Origin of the sequence: Cellulomonas terrae (genome assembly GCF_007990265.1) — a bacterium.
GTDB lineage: Bacteria > Actinomycetota > Actinomycetes > Actinomycetales > Cellulomonadaceae > Cellulomonas > Cellulomonas terrae.
The window spans coordinates 1-16,944 of the sequence record NZ_BJWH01000018.1; the positions used below are offsets into that span (position 1 = coordinate 1).

Here is a 16,944-nt window from a genome sequence, read left to right on the forward strand (position 1 = left end):
GGCGGGCCGTACCGGCGGCGTGCGCGGGGACGGTCGCCTGCAGGGACGTGGCCGAGCTGACGACGACGTCCTGGGCCGCGACACCGTTGACGGAGACGGACGCCGTGGCGTCGAAGCCCGTGCCGGTCAGCGTCACCCGGGTGCCGCCCGCGGTGCTGACCGACGACGGGGACACGGCGGTCACCGTCGGCACGGGACGCGTCTCGACGGGCTGGTCACCGGGCTGGAAGTCGACCGCGCCCGATGCCGCGGCATAGGTCGCACTGCCGTCGTAGGTGGCGGTCAGCTCCACGTAGTCGGTCCCGGCGTCGGGCGTGAACGTGATCGTCGCCTTCCCCTGGCCGTCGAGCACCGCGTCGTCGAGGAAGCCGTCCGCGGCGAGGTCGATCGTCCCCGTCGGGGTTCCGGCCGCACCGGACGCCTGCACGGTGACGGTGACGGGCTGCCCGACGGTCGGCTTCGCCGGCGAGAGGGTCATGGCGAGCGCGGACGGAGCGGTGCCGCGCGGCGGCAGCGTGATGTCGATGCCCGTCAGCGCACCGCCGGCGGTCGTCGTCACCTGCGTGGCCTGCGTGCGGCGCGGCGTACCGGTGGCGCCCGCGTAGAACGTGCCGATGCCGGAGTAGTCGGAACCCCACTCCCCGGTGCGGGTCGAGCCGGCCCACACGGTGACCTTGCCGTTGCGCACCCCGACGACGCGGTACTTGCCGTACACGTCCGTCGTCGCGGGGAAGCTGTACCCCCCGGGACCGACGAGGTCGACCCACACGTCCGCGGACGGCACCGGGGTCCCGTCGAGACGGCGGACCGTCCCCGCGACCGTCGCACCGCGCTGCAGGCGGGTGTCCGGCGCCACCTGCGTGAGGGCCGTGGTGACCGTGAGGCGCTGCGGGACCTGCGGGGAGGCACCGTCCGGGTGGTAGCCGGACAGCAGGCCGGTGTCGGGCCGCGCACCCACGAGGAGGGCGTAGGACCCGGGGACCAGGTCGCGCAGGACGTAGGTGCCGTCGGCGCCGGTGACCGCCGGGGGGAGGCTCCCGCCGTCGAGCTGCGGCGTGACGCTGGCACCGCGGACCGCGGTCCCGTCGGGACCGACGACCCGGCCCGTGAGCGTCACCCCGGTGACCGGGACGTCGGCGTAGGCCCCCACGACCGGACCGGCGACGACGAGAGCCGCCAGACCGGTGGCGACGAGGAACCGCCGCACCCGGACGTTCCGTCGACGGTCCAGCACGGTGCCGCTGCGCTGCATACCCACTCCCCCTGCATGACATGGCCGCTCACCGCTGCGGTGGCACCCGACGGGCCCGCACCGTGCGAGCCCGAAAAGACGGTAATCGTCAGCTTCGGGGCCGAACATGAGCCTTTCGTCCCCACGAATCGGGCAGATCGATGGGGAGGGTCGTGCAGGCCGGCGTCAGGCCGCCGTCTGGCGGTCCGCCGCCTCCTGGGCACCGAGCTCGGCCGCCGTCTGCGCGCGGCGCTCCGGCAGTGCCGGGTAGAGCACCTCGAGGTGGGGGCGGCTGCGCACGTGGTAGCGGACCGTGACGTCCCACTTCTTCCACGCCCACAGCGCCGCGCCGGTGGCGACGAGCAGGGCCGAGATCGACCCGACGCCGATGGCCCAGCGGGCGCCGTACGTCTGCCCGATCCAGCCGACGATGGGCGAGCCGATGGGCGTCGCGCCGAGGAACACCATCATGTACAGCGCCATCACCCGGCCCCGTACGGCGGGGTCGGTGCTCAGCTGGATGGTCGCGTTGGCGGCCGTCATCATGGTCAGCGACGCGAGGCCGACGGGGATGCAGGCGATCGCGAACGTCAGGTACGTCGGCATGAGGGCCATCACGCCCGTCGCGATGCCGAACCCGAACGCGGCACCGATGACCAGGCGGACGCGTGGCCGTTCCCGTCGCGCGGCGAGCAGCGCCCCGGTCAGGGACCCGATGGCCAGCACCGAGCCGAGGATCCCGTACTCCCCCGCCCCCATGCCGAACTCGGTGCGCGCCATCATCGCGCTGGTCAGCTGGAAGTTGAGGCCGAACGTGGACACGACGCCGACGACGACCATGATCACGAGGATGTCGCTGCGGCCCCGCACGTAGGCGATGCCCTCGCGCAGCTGCCCCTTGGCGCGCGCCGTCGTCGGCATCGGGCTCAGCTCGGACCTGCGCATCCGCGTGAGGGCGAAGATCGTCGCGCCGAACGTGACCGCGTTGATGACGAACACCCACCCCGTGCCGACGGCGGCGATGAGCAGGCCGGCGACGCCCGGGCCGATGAGGCGGGCGGCGTTGAACGACGCGCTGTTCAGGCCCACCGCGTTCGACAGCTTGTGCGCGGGCACCAGCTCCGCCACGAACGTCTGCCGGACCGGCCCGTCGATGGCAGTGACGCACCCGAGGGCCAGCGCGAACAGGTACACCTGCCACAGCTGAGCGTGCCCGCTGAGCACCAGGACACCCAGCCCGGCGGCGAGGATGCCCTGGCCCACCTGCGTCGCGATCAGCAGCTTGCGCCGGTCCACCCGGTCCGCCAGCAGCCCCGCGTACGGGGAGAGCAGGAGCACGGGGGCGAACTGGAGGGCGGTCGTGATGCCGACCGCGACCCCGGACTCGTCCGTGAGCTCGGTGAGGACCAGCCAGTCCTGGGCGACGCGCTGCATCCAGGTGCCCACGTTCGCCACCAGAGCCCCGGCGAACCACAGCCGGTAGTTCCGGAACTTCAGCGAGGAGAACGTGGGACTCATGAAGCGGCGATCCTCCGCAGCAGCTCGGCGGCGTCGGCGAGCAGCGTGCGCTCGTCCTGGGTCATCTGCCGGAGGCGGTCGGCCAGCCACGCGTCCCGACGACGTCGGGTCTCGTCGACCTCCGCCACACCGGCGTCCGTGAGGCTCACGACGACCTGCCGGCCGTCGGTCGGGTGCTCCGCCTTCGCGACGAGACCCAGCTCCACCAGGCCGTTGACCGTGCGGGTCATCGACGGCGGCTGGATGCGCTCGCGCTCGGCCAGCTGGCCCGGGGTCAGCGGGCCCTCCTTGGTGAGCCAGGCGAGGACCGTGAACTGCGGGTCGGTCAGGCCGGCCTCGCCCCGTTCCGCCCGGATCCGCCGTGAGGCCCGGCCGATGGCGATGCGGAGCTCGCCGGCGAGGTCACGGGAGGAGGGCATGATCCTTACTCTAGATCATTACCCTGCGTAATGACAGTCGGCGTCGCCTACCCTGAGCCGGTGACGAGGAGCAGACGGGTGACGATCGCGCTCTTCGTCGTCTACCTCGTCGGCCTCGCCCGCGTGACCCTGTGGCCCCGGCTCGGCGACGACGACGGCTTCGACCTCGTCCGCACCGTCCTGGGCTGGATCGACTCCGTCGGCATCCCCCTGACCTACAGCGCCACGGAGTTCCTCGCCAACATCGCGCTGTTCGTCCCGTTCGGCATCCTCGTCAGCCTGCTCCGCCCCCGCTGGCCGGCCTGGACGGTCGTCGCCCTGGGCCTGGCCACCTCGTGCGCCATCGAGCTCGCCCAGCTGCTGTTCCTCCCCCACCGCGTCTCCGACGTGCGCGACCTCGTCGCCAACACCCTCGGGACCGTCGTCGGGGTGGCGGTCGTGCTGGTCGCCCGACGGCCGTCGCGCGCCCCGGAACCCGCAACTGCCAGCTAAGGGCCGAGGAACACCTGCGAGCAGAGCATCTCGTCCCCGTCGAGCCGGCAGCCGATGCCGACCTCGGCAAGATCGGGATCGAGCAGGTTCGCCCGATGGCCCGCTGAGTCCAGCCAGGCGTCGACCACGTCCTGCGGGCTCGCCGCGGCACGAGCGAGGTTCTCCGCCGCCGACGACGCCGGCGCGCACGCCTCGATGACCGGCGCCAGCGGCGCGTGCTCCAGGTCCGCGCCGCCGCTCAGGTCCTCCGCGCGCCCGGTCGCCGCCTCCGTCGCACACTCCGAGACCGCCAGCGCCGTCAGGCCCTCGTCCGCCCGCGCCGCATTGGTCGCGTCGACGAGCTCAGCCGCGTACGTCCGAGGATCCGCGTCGTCCGCCGACCACGGCTCCACGCCCGTCGGCTCGGGCCGCAGCGCGAGGTAGAGCGCCACCGAGGCGAGCACGACGCCGACCACGACGAGCACCCACCCGAACGCCCCCCGGCGGGACACCGTCAGGGACGTCCCAGCGCCCGGTACGTCCAGCCCGCCGCCCGCCACACGGCAGGCTCCAGCACGTTGCGGCCGTCCAGGATGCGCTTGTGCGCGACGACCGCCGCCAGGGCGTCCGGGTCGATCTCGCGGTACTCGGGCCACTCGGTGGCCAGCAGGACCACGTCCGCGTCCTTGGCGGCCTCGAGCGGCGTGCTCGCGAACCGCAGGTCCGGCCACTTGGCACGCGCGTTGTCCACGGCCTGCGGATCCGTGACGGTGACGTGCGCACCCTGCAGCTGCATCTGCGCCGCGACCGACAGCGCCGGCGAGTCCCGCACGTCGTCCGAGTCGGGCTTGAACGCCGCCCCGAGCACGGCGATCCGCTTCCCGACGATCGACCCGTCGCTCACCTCGCGCGCCAGGTCCACCATGCGCACGCGACGCCGCATGTTGATCGAGTCGACCTCGCGCAGGAACGACAGGGCGTCACTCACGCCGAGCTCGCCCGCGCGGGCCATGAACGCCCGGATGTCCTTCGGCAGGCACCCGCCACCGAAGCCGAGACCCGCGTTGAGGAACCGGCGGCCGATGCGCGCGTCGTAGCCGATCGCATCAGCCAGGCGCGTCACGTCCGCGCCCGTCGCCTCGCACAGCTCGGCCATCGCGTTGATGAACGAGATCTTGGTGGCCAGGAACGAGTTGGCCGCGACCTTGACAAGCTGCGCCGTGGCGTAGTCGGTGACGACGAGCGGGATGTCCTCGGACAGCGGCGTCGCGTAGACCTCGTCGAGCACGGCACGGGCCTTGGTGCCCTCCGCCGTCGGCTCGCCGTCCTCGTCCGTCGGCAGGCCGTAGACCAGACGGTCCGGGTGCAGCGTGTCCGCGACCGCGAACCCCTCACGCAGGAACTCCGGGTTCCACACCACCACCGCACCGGTCTCCGCCAGCGCCCCGGCGATGGCCTCCGCCGTCCCCACCGGAACCGTCGACTTGCCCGCCACCACGTCACCCGGACGCAGGTACGGACGCAGCGCCTCGACGGCGGAGTTCACGTACGTCAGGTCCGCGCGGAACTCCCCGTGCACCTGCGGGGTCCCCACGCAGACGAAGTGCACGTCCGCGCCCGCGGCGTCTGCCATGTCGTCGCTGAACGTCAAACGACCCGTGGCACCCACCTCGGCCAGCAGCTCCGGCAGTCCCGGCTCGTAGAACGGCGCCTGACCTGCACGCAACGCCTCGATCTTGCGCTGGTCGACGTCGATGCCGATCACCTCGTGGCCGAGGTAGGCCATGCTCGCCGCGTGGACGGCACCGAGGTAGCCACAACCGATGACAGAGAGGCGCACGGATCTCACTCCAGGGGTGTCAGGAAGCGCCGACTATATCGGCCGAAACGCGGATAACCTGCCCGGATGCGGGTGATACCTCACCGCGATGGCCGCGTTGGACCTGGTCCTGACGTGGGCGCGGCAATCGCGGGAGTCGCACCGATGTGCTCCGCGCTCGACGCACCACGTTGATGCCTCTCCGACCTAAGCACCCTGCCGACCCTGCCTGAAGAGGTCGCGCGCCCCTCGAAGATCGCCAACTCTCGGAGAGAGATCTCGAAGGCCGAGACCAGTCGCCAAATACCCACACCAGAACGTTAGCCAGTATCCAAGTGTCGACGCCAGCGCAGCGCCAGAGGGACCAAGAGTCGGACCCAACAACACTAACAGCACCAAGCCGGCAAGTAGTCCGGCGAATTGAGCCGACGTTTGCTGCCAACCCTTGTTCAGCGCGACCAAACCGGAGTTCACAACGTAGTTCCCTACAACCGCGACGGAGCCCGCCAATGCAATCAGTGCGGGAATTATCGCGTCCGAGAAATCGCGGCCGAATCCGAGGACAACGATTGCAGGCGTTGCCGCCGCGACTGAGAGTGACGCAGCCCACCCAGCCACGACCGCGCCGCGCAGGTCGGTAGAGAAGTCGGCACGAAACGTTCCCGTGGAGGTTGCCCGCACAAATCGACGGAACGTGCTCGATCCGACCGCCTGACCTACGGCCATCGGCAGGAGCGAAATGGTCGCCGCTACGGAGTACAGACCAGCGGCGTGGGCGCCAATGATCGGGAGCGCAAAGAACTGGTCGAGTCGATAGGACGATGCTTCTGCAAGCTGGGCGCCGTAGAACCTGCGCGACTCCACCAGCAGGACACGGGTGCGCGCGCGGGGTCCACGGATGCCGACTCGGAGGAGGCAACTTGACACGACTAGCGTGGTGACCATCGCGGCTAAGTTCAACCAAATCACCGCGGAGACAGAAATTTTACCAATCAACGCAAAAATGGCCACGAGGGTAGTGAACACCGCACCCGACGTTAGGTTTACCAGTGCAAAGGCGCCATGCCGCTCACGAGCAATCAATATATTCACGTCGGAAATCCAGAGCAGTCCACTCGCACTGCATCCGATGCCCGAGACGACGAGTGCGAACTTTGCAGGATGGGGCAACGATTCGAGAATCGAGAGGGTGCTGAAGTATGCGATGAGCCCGCCAAGGGCACCCACCACCAGGCCGAAGAGCCTGATCGCCCGTACCGTGGGAGCCACTTCCTCGCCGCTCGCTCCGCGCCTTCGGGCGACAATCGGGATTCCGAATGATAGAGCAATGGGAAGCAGCCCAGTTAGCGCCAGCGCAGCCGCCGTCTGACCCCGACCGTCTGGTCCGAGCGCCCGCGCTAGTATCGGCGCGCTCACGACACCAAGCATCGCCGAGGCGATTCGGCTAATCACGATCGACGAAGGGCCGGAGAGTGCGGACCTCATCCGCGCTAGTCTTCGCATCCTCGATCAGTCGCGAAGGGAGATCGCTACAGACGACAGGGTGTTCTCCGTGCTGCGGGCGGCAAGCGAAGCGAGGCGCTGTCCGTTCTCCAGCAGGATGGATCGCTCCCTCGTCAGAGCACGCTCGAGCGCGCTTTCCAGATGTGCGCCCTCTGAGATCGGCACATCGCCCCGAGCCCAGGTGTTGACGTAGGCCTCCAATTTCGATATGCCAGCCAGCGCAATGGACGGCACGCCGTACGCCATTGCAGATATATGGCCGTGCAAGCTTGTTCCGACAAACACTTGGGAGCTGGAGATCGTGTCCGCAATATCCCATATCGAACTCACCGGCGTCACCGAGACGGTATCTAGTCCGACTCGCCGCTCGACAGCGCGCATCGCTTCGACATCTCCATGCCCGCCGGCGAGCCCGATCGGCAACAGTTCGACGCGTTCAAATTGGCGAGCGGCCTCCCGAACGAAAGCCACCAGGCTCCGCCCGTCGCGCCGGAGCCAGCTCCTCGAACACTGGACTACCATCGATTCCCCTTGCTCCCGTCTGGGAGGGCGCAATTCCGCGAGAACGGCGACGCTGTCCGGTGCGAGCGTCGCACCAATTCCCACCTCTCGCAGGCGTTCGAGACCGACTTCGTCGCGCACGCTCACGTAAGATGCTCTTTGCAGTGTCGATACAACGCTCTGACGATATTCGGCGGGGAGCCGGTCGAGCGAAGATGCACCGATTGCATTTGTAGAGAGCCGCTGCTGCCCACCGATCTGCGGAATGAACGGGGACCTTGTACGACCTCCGGCTCGCCGCATGGCGAACCCATCAAGCGCCCGCCCAGCCACCTTGTTGATGGCGAGCGCGCCAAGGTCCCAGGGGCTCTTCATCTGGGAGATGAGCGCCTCTCCCCAGCGCGCACCGAGAACCTCTCCCCCACCGATGACGATTCCGCGCATTGACGCGAATTCTTGAGACCCTATCGAACCGCACGAAAATCCTGCCGCACTGGACATGTCAGCGGCTCGAACGGAAAAGTGCGCCAACGGCGCTAGGCCCAGCTTCGAGGCCGCCGAGTCCAGAACCAGCGGAAACAGCAGGTCTCCATAATTAAATCGATCGTAAGCTCCGACTGTCGCAATTAGATCGTCTTGCGGATAGTGGCCCACTTTACTTCCCGTCCGTCGCATCCTGAGCAGAAATAGGTCCGAAGCGGAGATTATGTCTCTTCGCGCCGCGCTCGTATATTTTGAGATACATCCACTTCTCGCGCGGATCTACCAGCATCGAAAGTGGTTCCCGCGATCCAGAGGAGCGAGATCACAAACCAGAAGATCGGATCCATGATGCTCTGATAGAAGACTCCAAACGCGACCGTCGCCAGTGCCAGCCATCGTCGAGCGCTCAGCGTCGGAGCGACTACTAGTATGAGGATGACAACCAAGCCGACGATCCCCATCTCCACCAGTGCAGTGAGGTAGAGGGAGTGAAAGTTTCCGTAGGTTGACCCAGCGAAGACTTCCGCGACCTCGAGGTAGGACCGTCCGAAACCGGCGCCTACCCACGGTTGCATCGGACCCGCAGCTATGGACTCGGCAGCGATCCGATACAGGCTAAGGTGTTCCCCACCTGATGTTCCCTCGCTCAAGTCGAGTCGGTTTGTGACCAAGGCGAGGTCGATTGCTCCATTTGCGGAGATGATTCGTGCAACGACGAAGACCACCGTGACCGAGGCAAACATCAGAGCGCCGGCAACGCGGCGACGTTGCCGCCCCCGAGGTGCTTGAACGACGGCACCGATAGCGCAAATTAGCCAAGCTATTGCTCCACTTCGCGAGACCGATGCCACTACGATTAGCCCCGACCCAAAGAGGGCAGCCAATGAAACCACGGCCATCCGAAAGCGGCTCGTCAATGGTTCGAGGACGACGAGGTGAACCGCAACCGCAGCCGTGAACGCTCCACGATTTGGGTCCAACGAGAGCCCGGAGAGGCGCGGTATGTCCTGCCCGATAGACCCAGCCGTAATGTCGATTGGCCCGAGCAGTACTGCGTGCCCGGTACCGAATCGCAGCCATGAGAAGAGGCTGAGAGTGTCGAGTACAAGGCTTCCTGCAATCAGCCCCCATCCAGCTGCACGCAACGTCCACGCCGTATCGACCGTCAGGGCTAGCCAGACGATGGATGCAGCGCTCACAACGAGAGCGAGCAGGAGCAGCACCCGTCCGGTCGACAATCCGTCTCCGCCGATGGCCATGACGGAGATCATGGCCAGCACGATAAACCCAGCCATTAGAAAGACGCCAGATCTTGCGTCCCGAGATATCGGGTTTGCGCGGTGCCCGCTCAATGCGCGAACAACCATGACTGTCATGATGCACGGAATCAGGGCGATGTACGGTGTGATCACCAGCGGGGCACCGCCTCGCGCCAGATCTATCCGGTCGGTGGCCGCCGCGACCACGCATACTGCGATAAACGCTTCCAGCGCTCGCGAACCGCGAAGCCTGCCTCTGGTGGTGGTGAACGGTGTCGAGGAACCCGTTCGGGGCACGCTGGCTGTGCTAGCGGAGGACTGGCGATCAAAGCGTGAATCGGGATTCACTGGCGCGCCTCCGCCCCGTGGCAGACGGCAGAGTGGCTCCCCGAATCGACCGAGCGGCCAGGTGGTTCCGGCGTAGTCACTTGCCCTCCGCTGGCTTAGTGATTGTTTGAGGAACAACGCGACTGCTGGTGTAGGCCGGCTCTTTGAGCGTAAGCCCGACTGCCACACCCCGAATGACTTCGAGGGCGTTGACCCAACGACGTTGAGCCAGACGCTTCGCAATTCGGACAGTTATGCGAATTGGAGCTCCGACGAACTTCACGCGCCAGTCGGAGCGCCCGAATACGACGAGGCCGAGAGCCTGATATCTGTCGATTCTTGGACCGGCGTTACCATGGGAGGCGGACCGAGCATGGTGGACAGAGGCCGCCTCCACCACACGCTGGGCGAGACCCGCACGTGCACAGCGATACCCGAACTCAACATCTTCCCAATACATGAAGTAGCTCTCGTTCAGCCCTCCCACGGTGTGAAACTTTTCAGCGTCGACAAGCACGCAAGCCCAGGTCAAAAAGTCAGCCGGTTCATTTTGCTTCAGAGGGCGAATCGCCGCCGTCCATGGGTTCAACCGCGACGCGGGCGAATGTCGTGCACCTTCTTCAATGAGAACGGGTGCCGCAAGAATAACGTTCTCCGCGAGGATGTCTGGCTCGAGAAGGGGAGCGATCGCATGGGCGTTGATGACGACGTCGTTGTTTACGACTAGAATTCTCGAGAACCCGAGTGCTTCCAGTAGCGCGATCCCGGTGTTCATGGCACCTGCGAAACCGCGATTCTCCCTAAACTCATGTACAGGGATATCTGGGTTGAATCTCCGAAGGGCTTCGCGGAGCGCTCCCGTCGCTTCGTTGTCGAGGACCATTACACTTGACGGGGGGAATACCTCCAAGAGTGACCGCACACACTCGATGGTGCGACCCGTGTCTCGCCAATTGAGAACAACGACGCCAGTAACTTGCTCAGTCACCGAACGAGCCCATCGACGAATCCAGTGACGCTCGTGGAGGCGTAGGACGGCGAGTTCCATGCGCGCAACTGCTCTGCTCCACACTCTTTGGGGATGCATTCTCAGGGACGTTCACATCGGCCCAGTCGGCTTGATCCGCCCCTCCGCGGCCCTGTCGACTTGTGCATGTCAGACGCCCTGGCTGTCGGCGCCAGCCGAGGTATCCGCGCTCGCTAGACATCGAGGCTTTTCAGGGTCGTCCGTACTGTGTCCGCAGTAGCGTCCCAGGTGTAGTTGGCAGCCCTGTCCCGGAGTTTCGAAGCCAGCTGCGGACCTGCCTCAACGGCGCACCGCACCGCGTGCGCGTAGTCGTCGGGCTCGTTTGAGGAGGGGAAGCCCAACTCGCCAAGTGTCTCGCCGACAGCCTCCGCGACGAAGGCGGTCGGCGTCCCGACGGCCATGCCTTCCAGCGCTGGCAGTCCAAAGCCTTCGTAGACCGACGGCATGGCGACGCACGAGGCCGCGAGATAGAACCCGCGGAGCGCGTCCTCCGTCACCCCCATGTGGCGGTCGATCCGCTCCGGAGGCACTCCGGCGCTAGCCGCGGCCTGGCGGAGCGTCGGCTCGTCGACCCCGACCGTCACGAACCGATACGTCGTAGGCAGACGGGCGATCGCCTGTAGTGCAAGACCGAGATTCTTATGCGGCTTACCGTTGCCGACGAAGAGCACTGCAGCCTCATCGCGCTCTCGCTCCTGCTTCAGGAGGAGCTCATCTTCGCTCGCCGTGGGGAATGAGCAGCCCACACCGACGTTGACGACCTGGTCCGCGTCAAGCCCGGCCCATTCGGCGACTCGCCTTCGTGAGAACTCGGACACGGTGAACACTCGGCCAGTCTCCCGAACAGCAGGGCGCACGATCTTCTCGTAGTAGACGCGCTTGTGGACCGAGGTCTCGGCGGGTACGTCGAGATGAATCAGATCATGGAGGGTCAGCATCTGGCGATACCGTCCACGAAGGCCAGCGTTGAATCCGGGCGTGTAGTAGACCTCGCGGCCACGGTCGCGCATTGACCACGCCACGTAGGCGGGATCGAGCAGTGACGCGGGGCGAATGCCCGGTTCGATGGCGCGATCGACCTCGAGGCGTCCTAGCACCTCGGAAGAGAAGCGGCCGATCCCGTGCTGGCCGCGCCAACGTCCGTCAGCGGTCGTCACGTCGAACCGCCCTGGACGCGCTGGGTTGCTCCGCTACCGCGGTGTGCGTTCCGTCATTCGTCGGCGAAGGCTCGACCCGAGCAAAGACGCGAATCCGCCGAGTGAACTCGGAGCGGTCGAAGCGGGCTGCGCTCTGCGAAATCGTCGCGCCTCGCAATCCCTCGGCCGCGCGCATCCCGGCTCGGACGGACACGCAGTCCTGAAAGTCCACGTGGCTTCCGGTCAGACCGTCAATCACCGACTCCGTGACGCCACCTAGCCTCCCGCAGACGACTGGCGCGCCGGCAGCCATCGCCTCGACGGGCATGATGCCAAAATCCTCGATCGCCGGGAAGACGTAGACGGTCGTGCGCTGGTAGAGCGCGTACAGCATCTCGTCAGAGACGCGGCCGACGAAGTAGACCGGAACGTTGGCAGTCTCAGCGATTGCACGGAGACGAGGCATGTCGGGACCGTCCCCAGCCAGAACCACCGGGAGCCCGCTGTACTCACCGGCGCGGATGACGAGGTCGAGCGCCTTGTACGGAACGAACCTGGACGCGCCGAGGACGAAGTCTTTAGGCAGACCGGCGAGCACTGACATCTCGAGAGGCAGGAGCCTGTCTTCCCATCGCTCGACGCTCGCGATCCGCTCGACCTCCACCGGTGGGTAGATCACCTCGGAGTCGATACCCCAGGCTCTCCGGACTCGGTCACGAACGAACGAGCTGTTCGAAGCCGTGCGCGTGATCTCACGCGCACGAGCGCGGTCGATCATCCGCAGCGGCAAGGCCGCGCCACGGACCAGTGGCGACGCGCCTCGCGTGTCCATGGTCGGCTCCCACAGGTACCGAGCCGGACTGTGAACGTAGACGTACTTCTCGAACGAAGCCGGTGAACCGCGGAATGAGACGTGATGAGCGAAGAGGTGCGAGCTCACGAGCGCCCAGTCGTAGGACCCGGGCTGGCGACGCCATGCGATCGGGAGCACCGGCAGCATCGCCGCCTTCCGCCCGCGCAGAGGCGATCGGCCGATAGCAGTCTCGCGGAACGTCCGGCCCGGGTAGCGGTCTGCGACGTCCGACCACAGACACAAGAGGTCTGCGGATGGGAACGCCTCAACCATCGCGTCGAAGACGTTCTCTGAACCGCCAGTTCTAGCGAGCCACTCGTGGACAAGGACACCACCGGCCACTAGCGAGCGCCGTCGCCGCTGGTGACGACCCGGACAGTCCGGGCGAGGATGAGCAGGTCACCGAACAGCGTCCAGTTCTCGACATAGCTGACGTCGAGACGAATGCCATCCTCGGGCGCAAGTGTCGATCTTCCAGAGACCTGCCAGAGGCCAGTGAGGCCGGGCTTCACGCGGAGACGTCGGTGCGCGGCCCGGTCGTACTGGGCAACCTCCGCGTCGATCTGCGGCCGGGGCCCGACGAGACTCATGTCACCCAACAGGACATTCAGCAACTGCGGAAGCTCGTCGAGGGAGTACTTGCGCAGGGCGCGGCCGATGGGCGTCACTCGGGGATCGTTCGTCGGCTTGTAGAACATCCCAACCGAGTTGGCACCTTGCTCGGCCAGCACCTCGGCAAGCCGCTTGTCCGCGCCCACGACCATGGTCCGGAACTTGAAGATCCGGAAGCGCCGACCATCCTTACCGATGCGCTCCTGCCGGTAGAGCACGGGCCCAGGGCTGGTCGCCCGGACGAGGAGTGCAACGACTGCGAGCACCGGTAGTAGTAGGACCGTGATCATGGCGGCCATCACCCAGTCGAACAGCGACTTGAGGATGTACTTGCCCCCGGTGAACCTGGCCTCGTCTACGTACATCATCGGAAGGCCGTTGACCGGCCGCATGAGCACACGGGGTCCGGCAACGTCAACGAGAGAGAGCGTCAGGGCGAGGTCGATGCCCTTTCCTTCGAGGTCCCATCCGAGCTGCCGGACCGTCTCGGAGGTGATCGCATCGGCGCCAGTGACGGCGACCGCGGATGCTCCGATGCGCTCGGCGATCTCTGCAGCGCGGTCCATTCCGCCGAGCACTGGAACGCCGCCAATGAGCTCGCCGTCGATGATCTCCCCCGTGGGAACACAGACACCGAGCACCGTGAATCCGACACGTGAGTTCTTGTGCAACTCCCCGATCAGGCCCGCGGCCTTGTCGCGATGTCCGATGACGAGGATCCCCGACTGGTACGTGCCTGTCTCGCGACGGGAGTGCAGCCAGCGTCGCCACCACATCCGGCCGCCGAGGATGAGTGCCAGCCCCAGCGGCGCAGCGAAGCCGAGATATCCGCGACCGATCTCCATGCGCAGGAGGTAGGCGACAACGGCCACGGCGGCGAAGAGTCGCCAGGTGACGTTGAACACGCGAGAGAACTCAGCCGGACCGCTACCGAGAACACGCCGGTCGCGGGTTCGACCCACCGCAAGAGCAGCGAGCCACGCCGCGGCGAGTGCCGCCGACACCGAGAGGTAAGACGGAGAGAACTCTCCAGAAACGATCGCCAGGCCGGTGTGGTCAAATCGCACGAGGTACGCGACGGCTACCGCAACGACGACTGCCGCGGAGTCGGTCGTCCAAAGACGAAGCGCGAGATCACGCCATCGGGGATTCGCCGTCGCAGCGGACAGGTGTGTCGAGCGCGCGAACTGTTGCGGCACGAACCGCACAGCAGGCTCGCGCGTGTCCGATTTCGCCACGTTTACCCCCCGGTGTCCGCCTTCCGCAGACCGAGCCGCAGAAAACGTGAAGGTCGAATCGTACCGCGACGCGTCGCCGACGGAATCATGGGATTCGGCCTAAAGGGGTCAAGTTGCTCCTGCGACTCGTTTTCACCCGCGCTCCGCGTGGCCATGGGCTATGAGAGACTTGCGCCCGCGCATATCCGAGCAGGGGAGAACGGGCAGTGGAGCTTCAGGACTATTGGGTCATTCTGCGCAAGCGATGGCTGTCCATTGCCGTGTTCACCCTGCTGGGCGCGGCGCTCGCGATCGCGGTATCGCTGGTCACCACCCCGATGTACCAGGCGTCGACGCAGCTCTATGTCTCGGTCAAGGCCGGCGAGTCGTCGAGCGATCTGCTGCAGGGCTCGAACTTCACGCGCCAACAGGTGTCTTCGTACACCCAGCTCGTGACCAGCCCGCTCGTTCTGCGGCCCGTCATCGAGGAACTCGGCCTCGAGGACCGCTCTGAGGTTCTGGCGTCCCGCGTGAGTGCCAGTTCTCCGCTGAACACCTCCCTCATCAACGTCGCCGTCACCGACGAGAACCCCGCGATGGCGGCCGCGACCGCCGACGCCATCGCCGAGGAGTTCAAGTCGGTGATCGCCGACCTCGAGACACCTAGCGACGGCGGTGCCTCCGCCGTGAAGATCTCGATCGTTCGCGATGCTGTCTCGCCCGAGGGGCCGTCTTCGCCCAACCTCAAGCTCAATCTTGCTCTGGGCATGCTTCTCGGCCTCGCCGTCGGCGTAGGTGTCGCTGTCCTCCGAGCCGTGCTCGACACCCGCGTACGCTCCGACGCGGACGTTGCCCGTGTCACGGACACCTCCGTCATCGGGGTCATTCCCGACGACCCCGACGCCCCTCAGCACCCCCTCATCGTCCAGAGCAGCCCGCACAGCCAGCGCTCCGAGGCGTTCCGGCGCCTGCGGACGAACCTGCAGTTCCTCGACATCGCCGACCGTCCGCAGTCGATCGTCATCACGTCGTCGCTGCCGGGCGAGGGCAAGTCGACCACGTCGATCAACGTGGCGATCACGCTGGCCGACGCGGGGACCCGGGTCGCGCTGATCGACGCCGACCTGCGTCGCCCGTCCGTCGCCAAGTACATGGGTCTCGAGGGCAAGGTCGGTCTGACGACCGTCCTGATCGGCCGCGCGAGCGTCGAGGACGTCATCCAGCCGTGGGGCAACGGCTACCTGCACGTGCTGCCGGCCGGTCAGGTGCCCCCGAACCCCAGCGAGCTGCTGGGGTCGCTCGCGATGGCGAACCTGCTGGAGAAGCTGACCTCGCAGTACGACGTCGTCATCATCGATACGGCTCCCCTGCTGCCCGTCACCGACGCCGCGATCCTGTCGAAGCTCACCGGTGGCGCTCTGCTCGTCGTCGGGGCGGACAGGCTGCACCGCAACCAGCTGGCGGAGTCGGTCGGTGCTCTGGAGACCGTCGGGGCGCGGATCCTCGGCATCGTCGTCAACCGGCAGAAGCGCAAGCAGAGCGACCAGTACGCGTACTACGACTACTCCCCCACTCCGGCCACGTCGGCCGACTCGGGTCGGGGTGGACGCAGGAAGCGCAAGCCTGCGCCGCCCGCCCGTGCCCCGCAGCCGTCGGAGCCGTCGGTCCTGACCGGTCCGACGACGCTCTGGCCCGGTGACTCGCTCAGCGACACGCAGCTGAGCGACTTCCAGCGTCAGCAGGCGCAGAACGGTCCGGCGCAGCACCAGCGTCCGACCAGCTGACCCGACCGGCGTCGTGGCGGCCCTGGACCCTCGCGGTCCGGGGCCGCTGTCGTGCGGCCCCTGCGTCTTGGGCGTCTCCGAACGCTGGGGCAGGCCGAGGCAGAGGCGTCAACCGACTCGCTGTCTCCCGGACAGCTAGGCAGTAGCGGCGAACTCGGTGCCCATGACGATGCGGTCGGCCGCGTGGCTGGAGGTTTCGTCGCCGATGTGAGCCATGCCGATCTTCTCTGCGACGCGGCGGGAGGCGGCGTTCAAGGGATGGATGATCGCGACGAGCTCGGACACGCCGAGGATCTCCTGGGCGAAGTCGCGGCAAGCAGTGGCTGCCTCAGTGGCGTACCCGCGACCTTGCAGGTCATGACGGACGTGGTACCCGACTTCGAGTTTCGGCGCGTCATTGACCGTTTGCCACGTCAGCCCGCAGTCGCCGACGAACTGCCCGTCGTGGGTCTCTACGATCCACAGTCCATAGCCGTGCTCGGCGTAGTTGCGCTGGTTCCAGCCGATCCACGCCGCGGCTTCCTGCCTGGTCTTGGGAGCCGGGTAGAACGTCATGACGTTGGGGTCGCCCAGCAGTGCCGCCATCGCATCGAGGTCGTCGTCCGTCATCTCACGGAAGCACAGGCGGGCGGTAGCAGCAGGGAGCACCCGATGGAACGTACCGCCTACCGGCGCAGCCAGGTGGTGACCAGGTTGAAGGAGTGTCGAGCGTGAGAGGCCGTCCGCCCCCGTACGCACGAGAGCCCCGCACCATCCGGTGCGGGGCTCTCGGTCAGTGCGAGGT

The 16,944-nt window shown here is 66.7% G+C and carries 15 protein-coding genes; 2 read left to right on the top strand and 13 right to left on the bottom strand.

The window, feature by feature from the left end; genetic code table 11:
* From CTE05_RS15020 to CTE05_RS15030, 3 genes are all read right to left on the bottom strand, one after another.
* Positions 1–1,252, bottom strand: a 1,252-nt coding sequence (locus tag CTE05_RS15020) for an Ig-like domain repeat protein (protein ID WP_186814881.1), incomplete at its 3' end; no start/stop codon positions are given.
* A gap of 165 nt (positions 1,253–1,417) precedes the next feature.
* Positions 1,418–2,749, bottom strand: coding sequence for an MFS transporter (locus tag CTE05_RS15025; protein WP_146847126.1), 1,332 nt, complete (start codon positions 2,747–2,749; stop codon positions 1,418–1,420).
* Positions 2,746–3,168, bottom strand: coding sequence for a MarR family winged helix-turn-helix transcriptional regulator (locus tag CTE05_RS15030; RefSeq protein WP_146847127.1), 423 nt, complete (start codon positions 3,166–3,168; stop codon positions 2,746–2,748). Before CTE05_RS15030 ends, CTE05_RS15025 begins: the two co-directional genes overlap by 4 nt.
* A 60-nt stretch (positions 3,169–3,228) precedes the next feature.
* Here CTE05_RS15030 and CTE05_RS15035 point away from each other — a divergent pair, with 60 nt between their 5' ends.
* Positions 3,229–3,660, top strand: a complete 432-nt coding sequence (locus tag CTE05_RS15035) for a VanZ family protein (protein WP_186814882.1) — start codon at positions 3,229–3,231, stop codon at positions 3,658–3,660.
* Here the strand turns inward: CTE05_RS15035 and CTE05_RS15040 are convergent.
* The 9 genes from CTE05_RS15040 to CTE05_RS15080 form a co-directional block, all read right to left on the bottom strand.
* Positions 3,657–4,151 (bottom strand): CAP domain-containing protein, encoded by a 495-nt coding sequence (locus tag CTE05_RS15040; protein WP_186814883.1) that lies wholly within the window; start codon positions 4,149–4,151, stop codon positions 3,657–3,659. The genes CTE05_RS15035 and CTE05_RS15040 overlap by 4 nt on opposite strands.
* Before the next feature lie 2 nt (positions 4,152–4,153).
* On the bottom strand, positions 4,154–5,479 hold the full coding sequence (locus CTE05_RS15045; RefSeq protein ID WP_146847130.1) for a UDP-glucose dehydrogenase family protein: 1,326 nt from the start codon (positions 5,477–5,479) through the stop codon (positions 4,154–4,156).
* 186 nt (positions 5,480–5,665) lie between these two features.
* The gene (locus CTE05_RS15050) at positions 5,666–6,943 is read right to left on the bottom strand and encodes a lipopolysaccharide biosynthesis protein (protein WP_186814884.1); all 1,278 of its coding nucleotides are present in this window, start codon (positions 6,941–6,943) and stop codon (positions 5,666–5,668) included.
* A 24-nt stretch (positions 6,944–6,967) separates the two neighbouring features.
* Positions 6,968–7,906, bottom strand: a complete 939-nt coding sequence (locus CTE05_RS15055) for a polysaccharide pyruvyl transferase family protein (protein WP_186814885.1) — start codon at positions 7,904–7,906, stop codon at positions 6,968–6,970.
* 260 nt (positions 7,907–8,166) lie between these two features.
* On the bottom strand, positions 8,167–9,216 hold the full coding sequence (locus CTE05_RS15060) for an O-antigen ligase family protein (protein WP_186814886.1): 1,050 nt from the start codon (positions 9,214–9,216) through the stop codon (positions 8,167–8,169).
* A gap of 412 nt (positions 9,217–9,628) precedes the next feature.
* Positions 9,629–10,618 (bottom strand): glycosyltransferase, encoded by a 990-nt coding sequence (locus CTE05_RS15065; protein WP_146847134.1) that lies wholly within the window; start codon positions 10,616–10,618, stop codon positions 9,629–9,631.
* A 113-nt stretch (positions 10,619–10,731) separates the two neighbouring features.
* Positions 10,732–11,715 carry a glycosyltransferase family 4 protein gene (locus tag CTE05_RS15070; protein ID WP_146847135.1) on the bottom strand — a complete coding sequence of 328 codons (984 nt, stop codon included), beginning with the start codon at positions 11,713–11,715 and terminating at the stop codon, positions 10,732–10,734.
* On the bottom strand, positions 11,702–12,820 hold the full coding sequence (locus tag CTE05_RS15075; protein WP_146847136.1) for a glycosyltransferase: 1,119 nt from the start codon (positions 12,818–12,820) through the stop codon (positions 11,702–11,704). The genes CTE05_RS15070 and CTE05_RS15075 overlap by 14 nt, the downstream gene beginning before the upstream one ends.
* A 68-nt stretch (positions 12,821–12,888) precedes the next feature.
* Positions 12,889–14,397 carry a sugar transferase gene (locus tag CTE05_RS15080; protein WP_246123663.1) on the bottom strand — a complete coding sequence of 503 codons (1,509 nt, stop codon included), beginning with the start codon at positions 14,395–14,397 and terminating at the stop codon, positions 12,889–12,891.
* 206 nt (positions 14,398–14,603) lie between these two features.
* On the opposite strand from CTE05_RS15080, the gene CTE05_RS15085 reads away from it, so the two are divergent.
* Positions 14,604–16,160, top strand: coding sequence for a tyrosine-protein kinase domain-containing protein (locus CTE05_RS15085; RefSeq protein WP_146847137.1), 1,557 nt, complete (start codon positions 14,604–14,606; stop codon positions 16,158–16,160).
* 135 nt (positions 16,161–16,295) lie between these two features.
* Here the strand turns inward: CTE05_RS15085 and CTE05_RS15090 are convergent, their stop codons facing one another.
* The gene (locus CTE05_RS15090) at positions 16,296–16,769 is read right to left on the bottom strand and encodes a GNAT family N-acetyltransferase (protein ID WP_246123664.1); all 474 of its coding nucleotides are present in this window, start codon (positions 16,767–16,769) and stop codon (positions 16,296–16,298) included.
* Positions 16,770–16,944: the final 175 nt, after the last annotated feature.

Bases quoted from the DNA above. Each gene is read 5' to 3' on its own strand.
- CTE05_RS15055 (WP_186814885.1), bottom strand. From the start codon at position 7,906: ATGCGCGGAATCGTCATCGGTGGGGGAGAGGTTCTCGGTGCGCGCTGG.
- CTE05_RS15060 (WP_186814886.1), bottom strand. From the start codon at position 9,216: ATGATCTCCGTCATGGCCATCGGCGGAGACGGATTGTCGACCGGACGG.
- CTE05_RS15030 (WP_146847127.1), bottom strand. From the start codon at position 3,168: ATGCCCTCCTCCCGTGACCTCGCCGGCGAGCTCCGCATCGCCATCGGC.
- CTE05_RS15050 (WP_186814884.1), bottom strand. From the start codon at position 6,943: ATGAGGTCCGCACTCTCCGGCCCTTCGTCGATCGTGATTAGCCGAATC.
- CTE05_RS15065 (WP_146847134.1), bottom strand. From the start codon at position 10,618: ATGCATCCCCAAAGAGTGTGGAGCAGAGCAGTTGCGCGCATGGAACTC.
- CTE05_RS15075 (WP_146847136.1), bottom strand. From the start codon at position 12,820: ATGGTTGAGGCGTTCCCATCCGCAGACCTCTTGTGTCTGTGGTCGGAC.
- CTE05_RS15025 (WP_146847126.1), bottom strand. From the start codon at position 2,749: ATGAGTCCCACGTTCTCCTCGCTGAAGTTCCGGAACTACCGGCTGTGG.
- CTE05_RS15090 (WP_246123664.1), bottom strand. From the start codon at position 16,769: ATGACGGACGACGACCTCGATGCGATGGCGGCACTGCTGGGCGACCCC.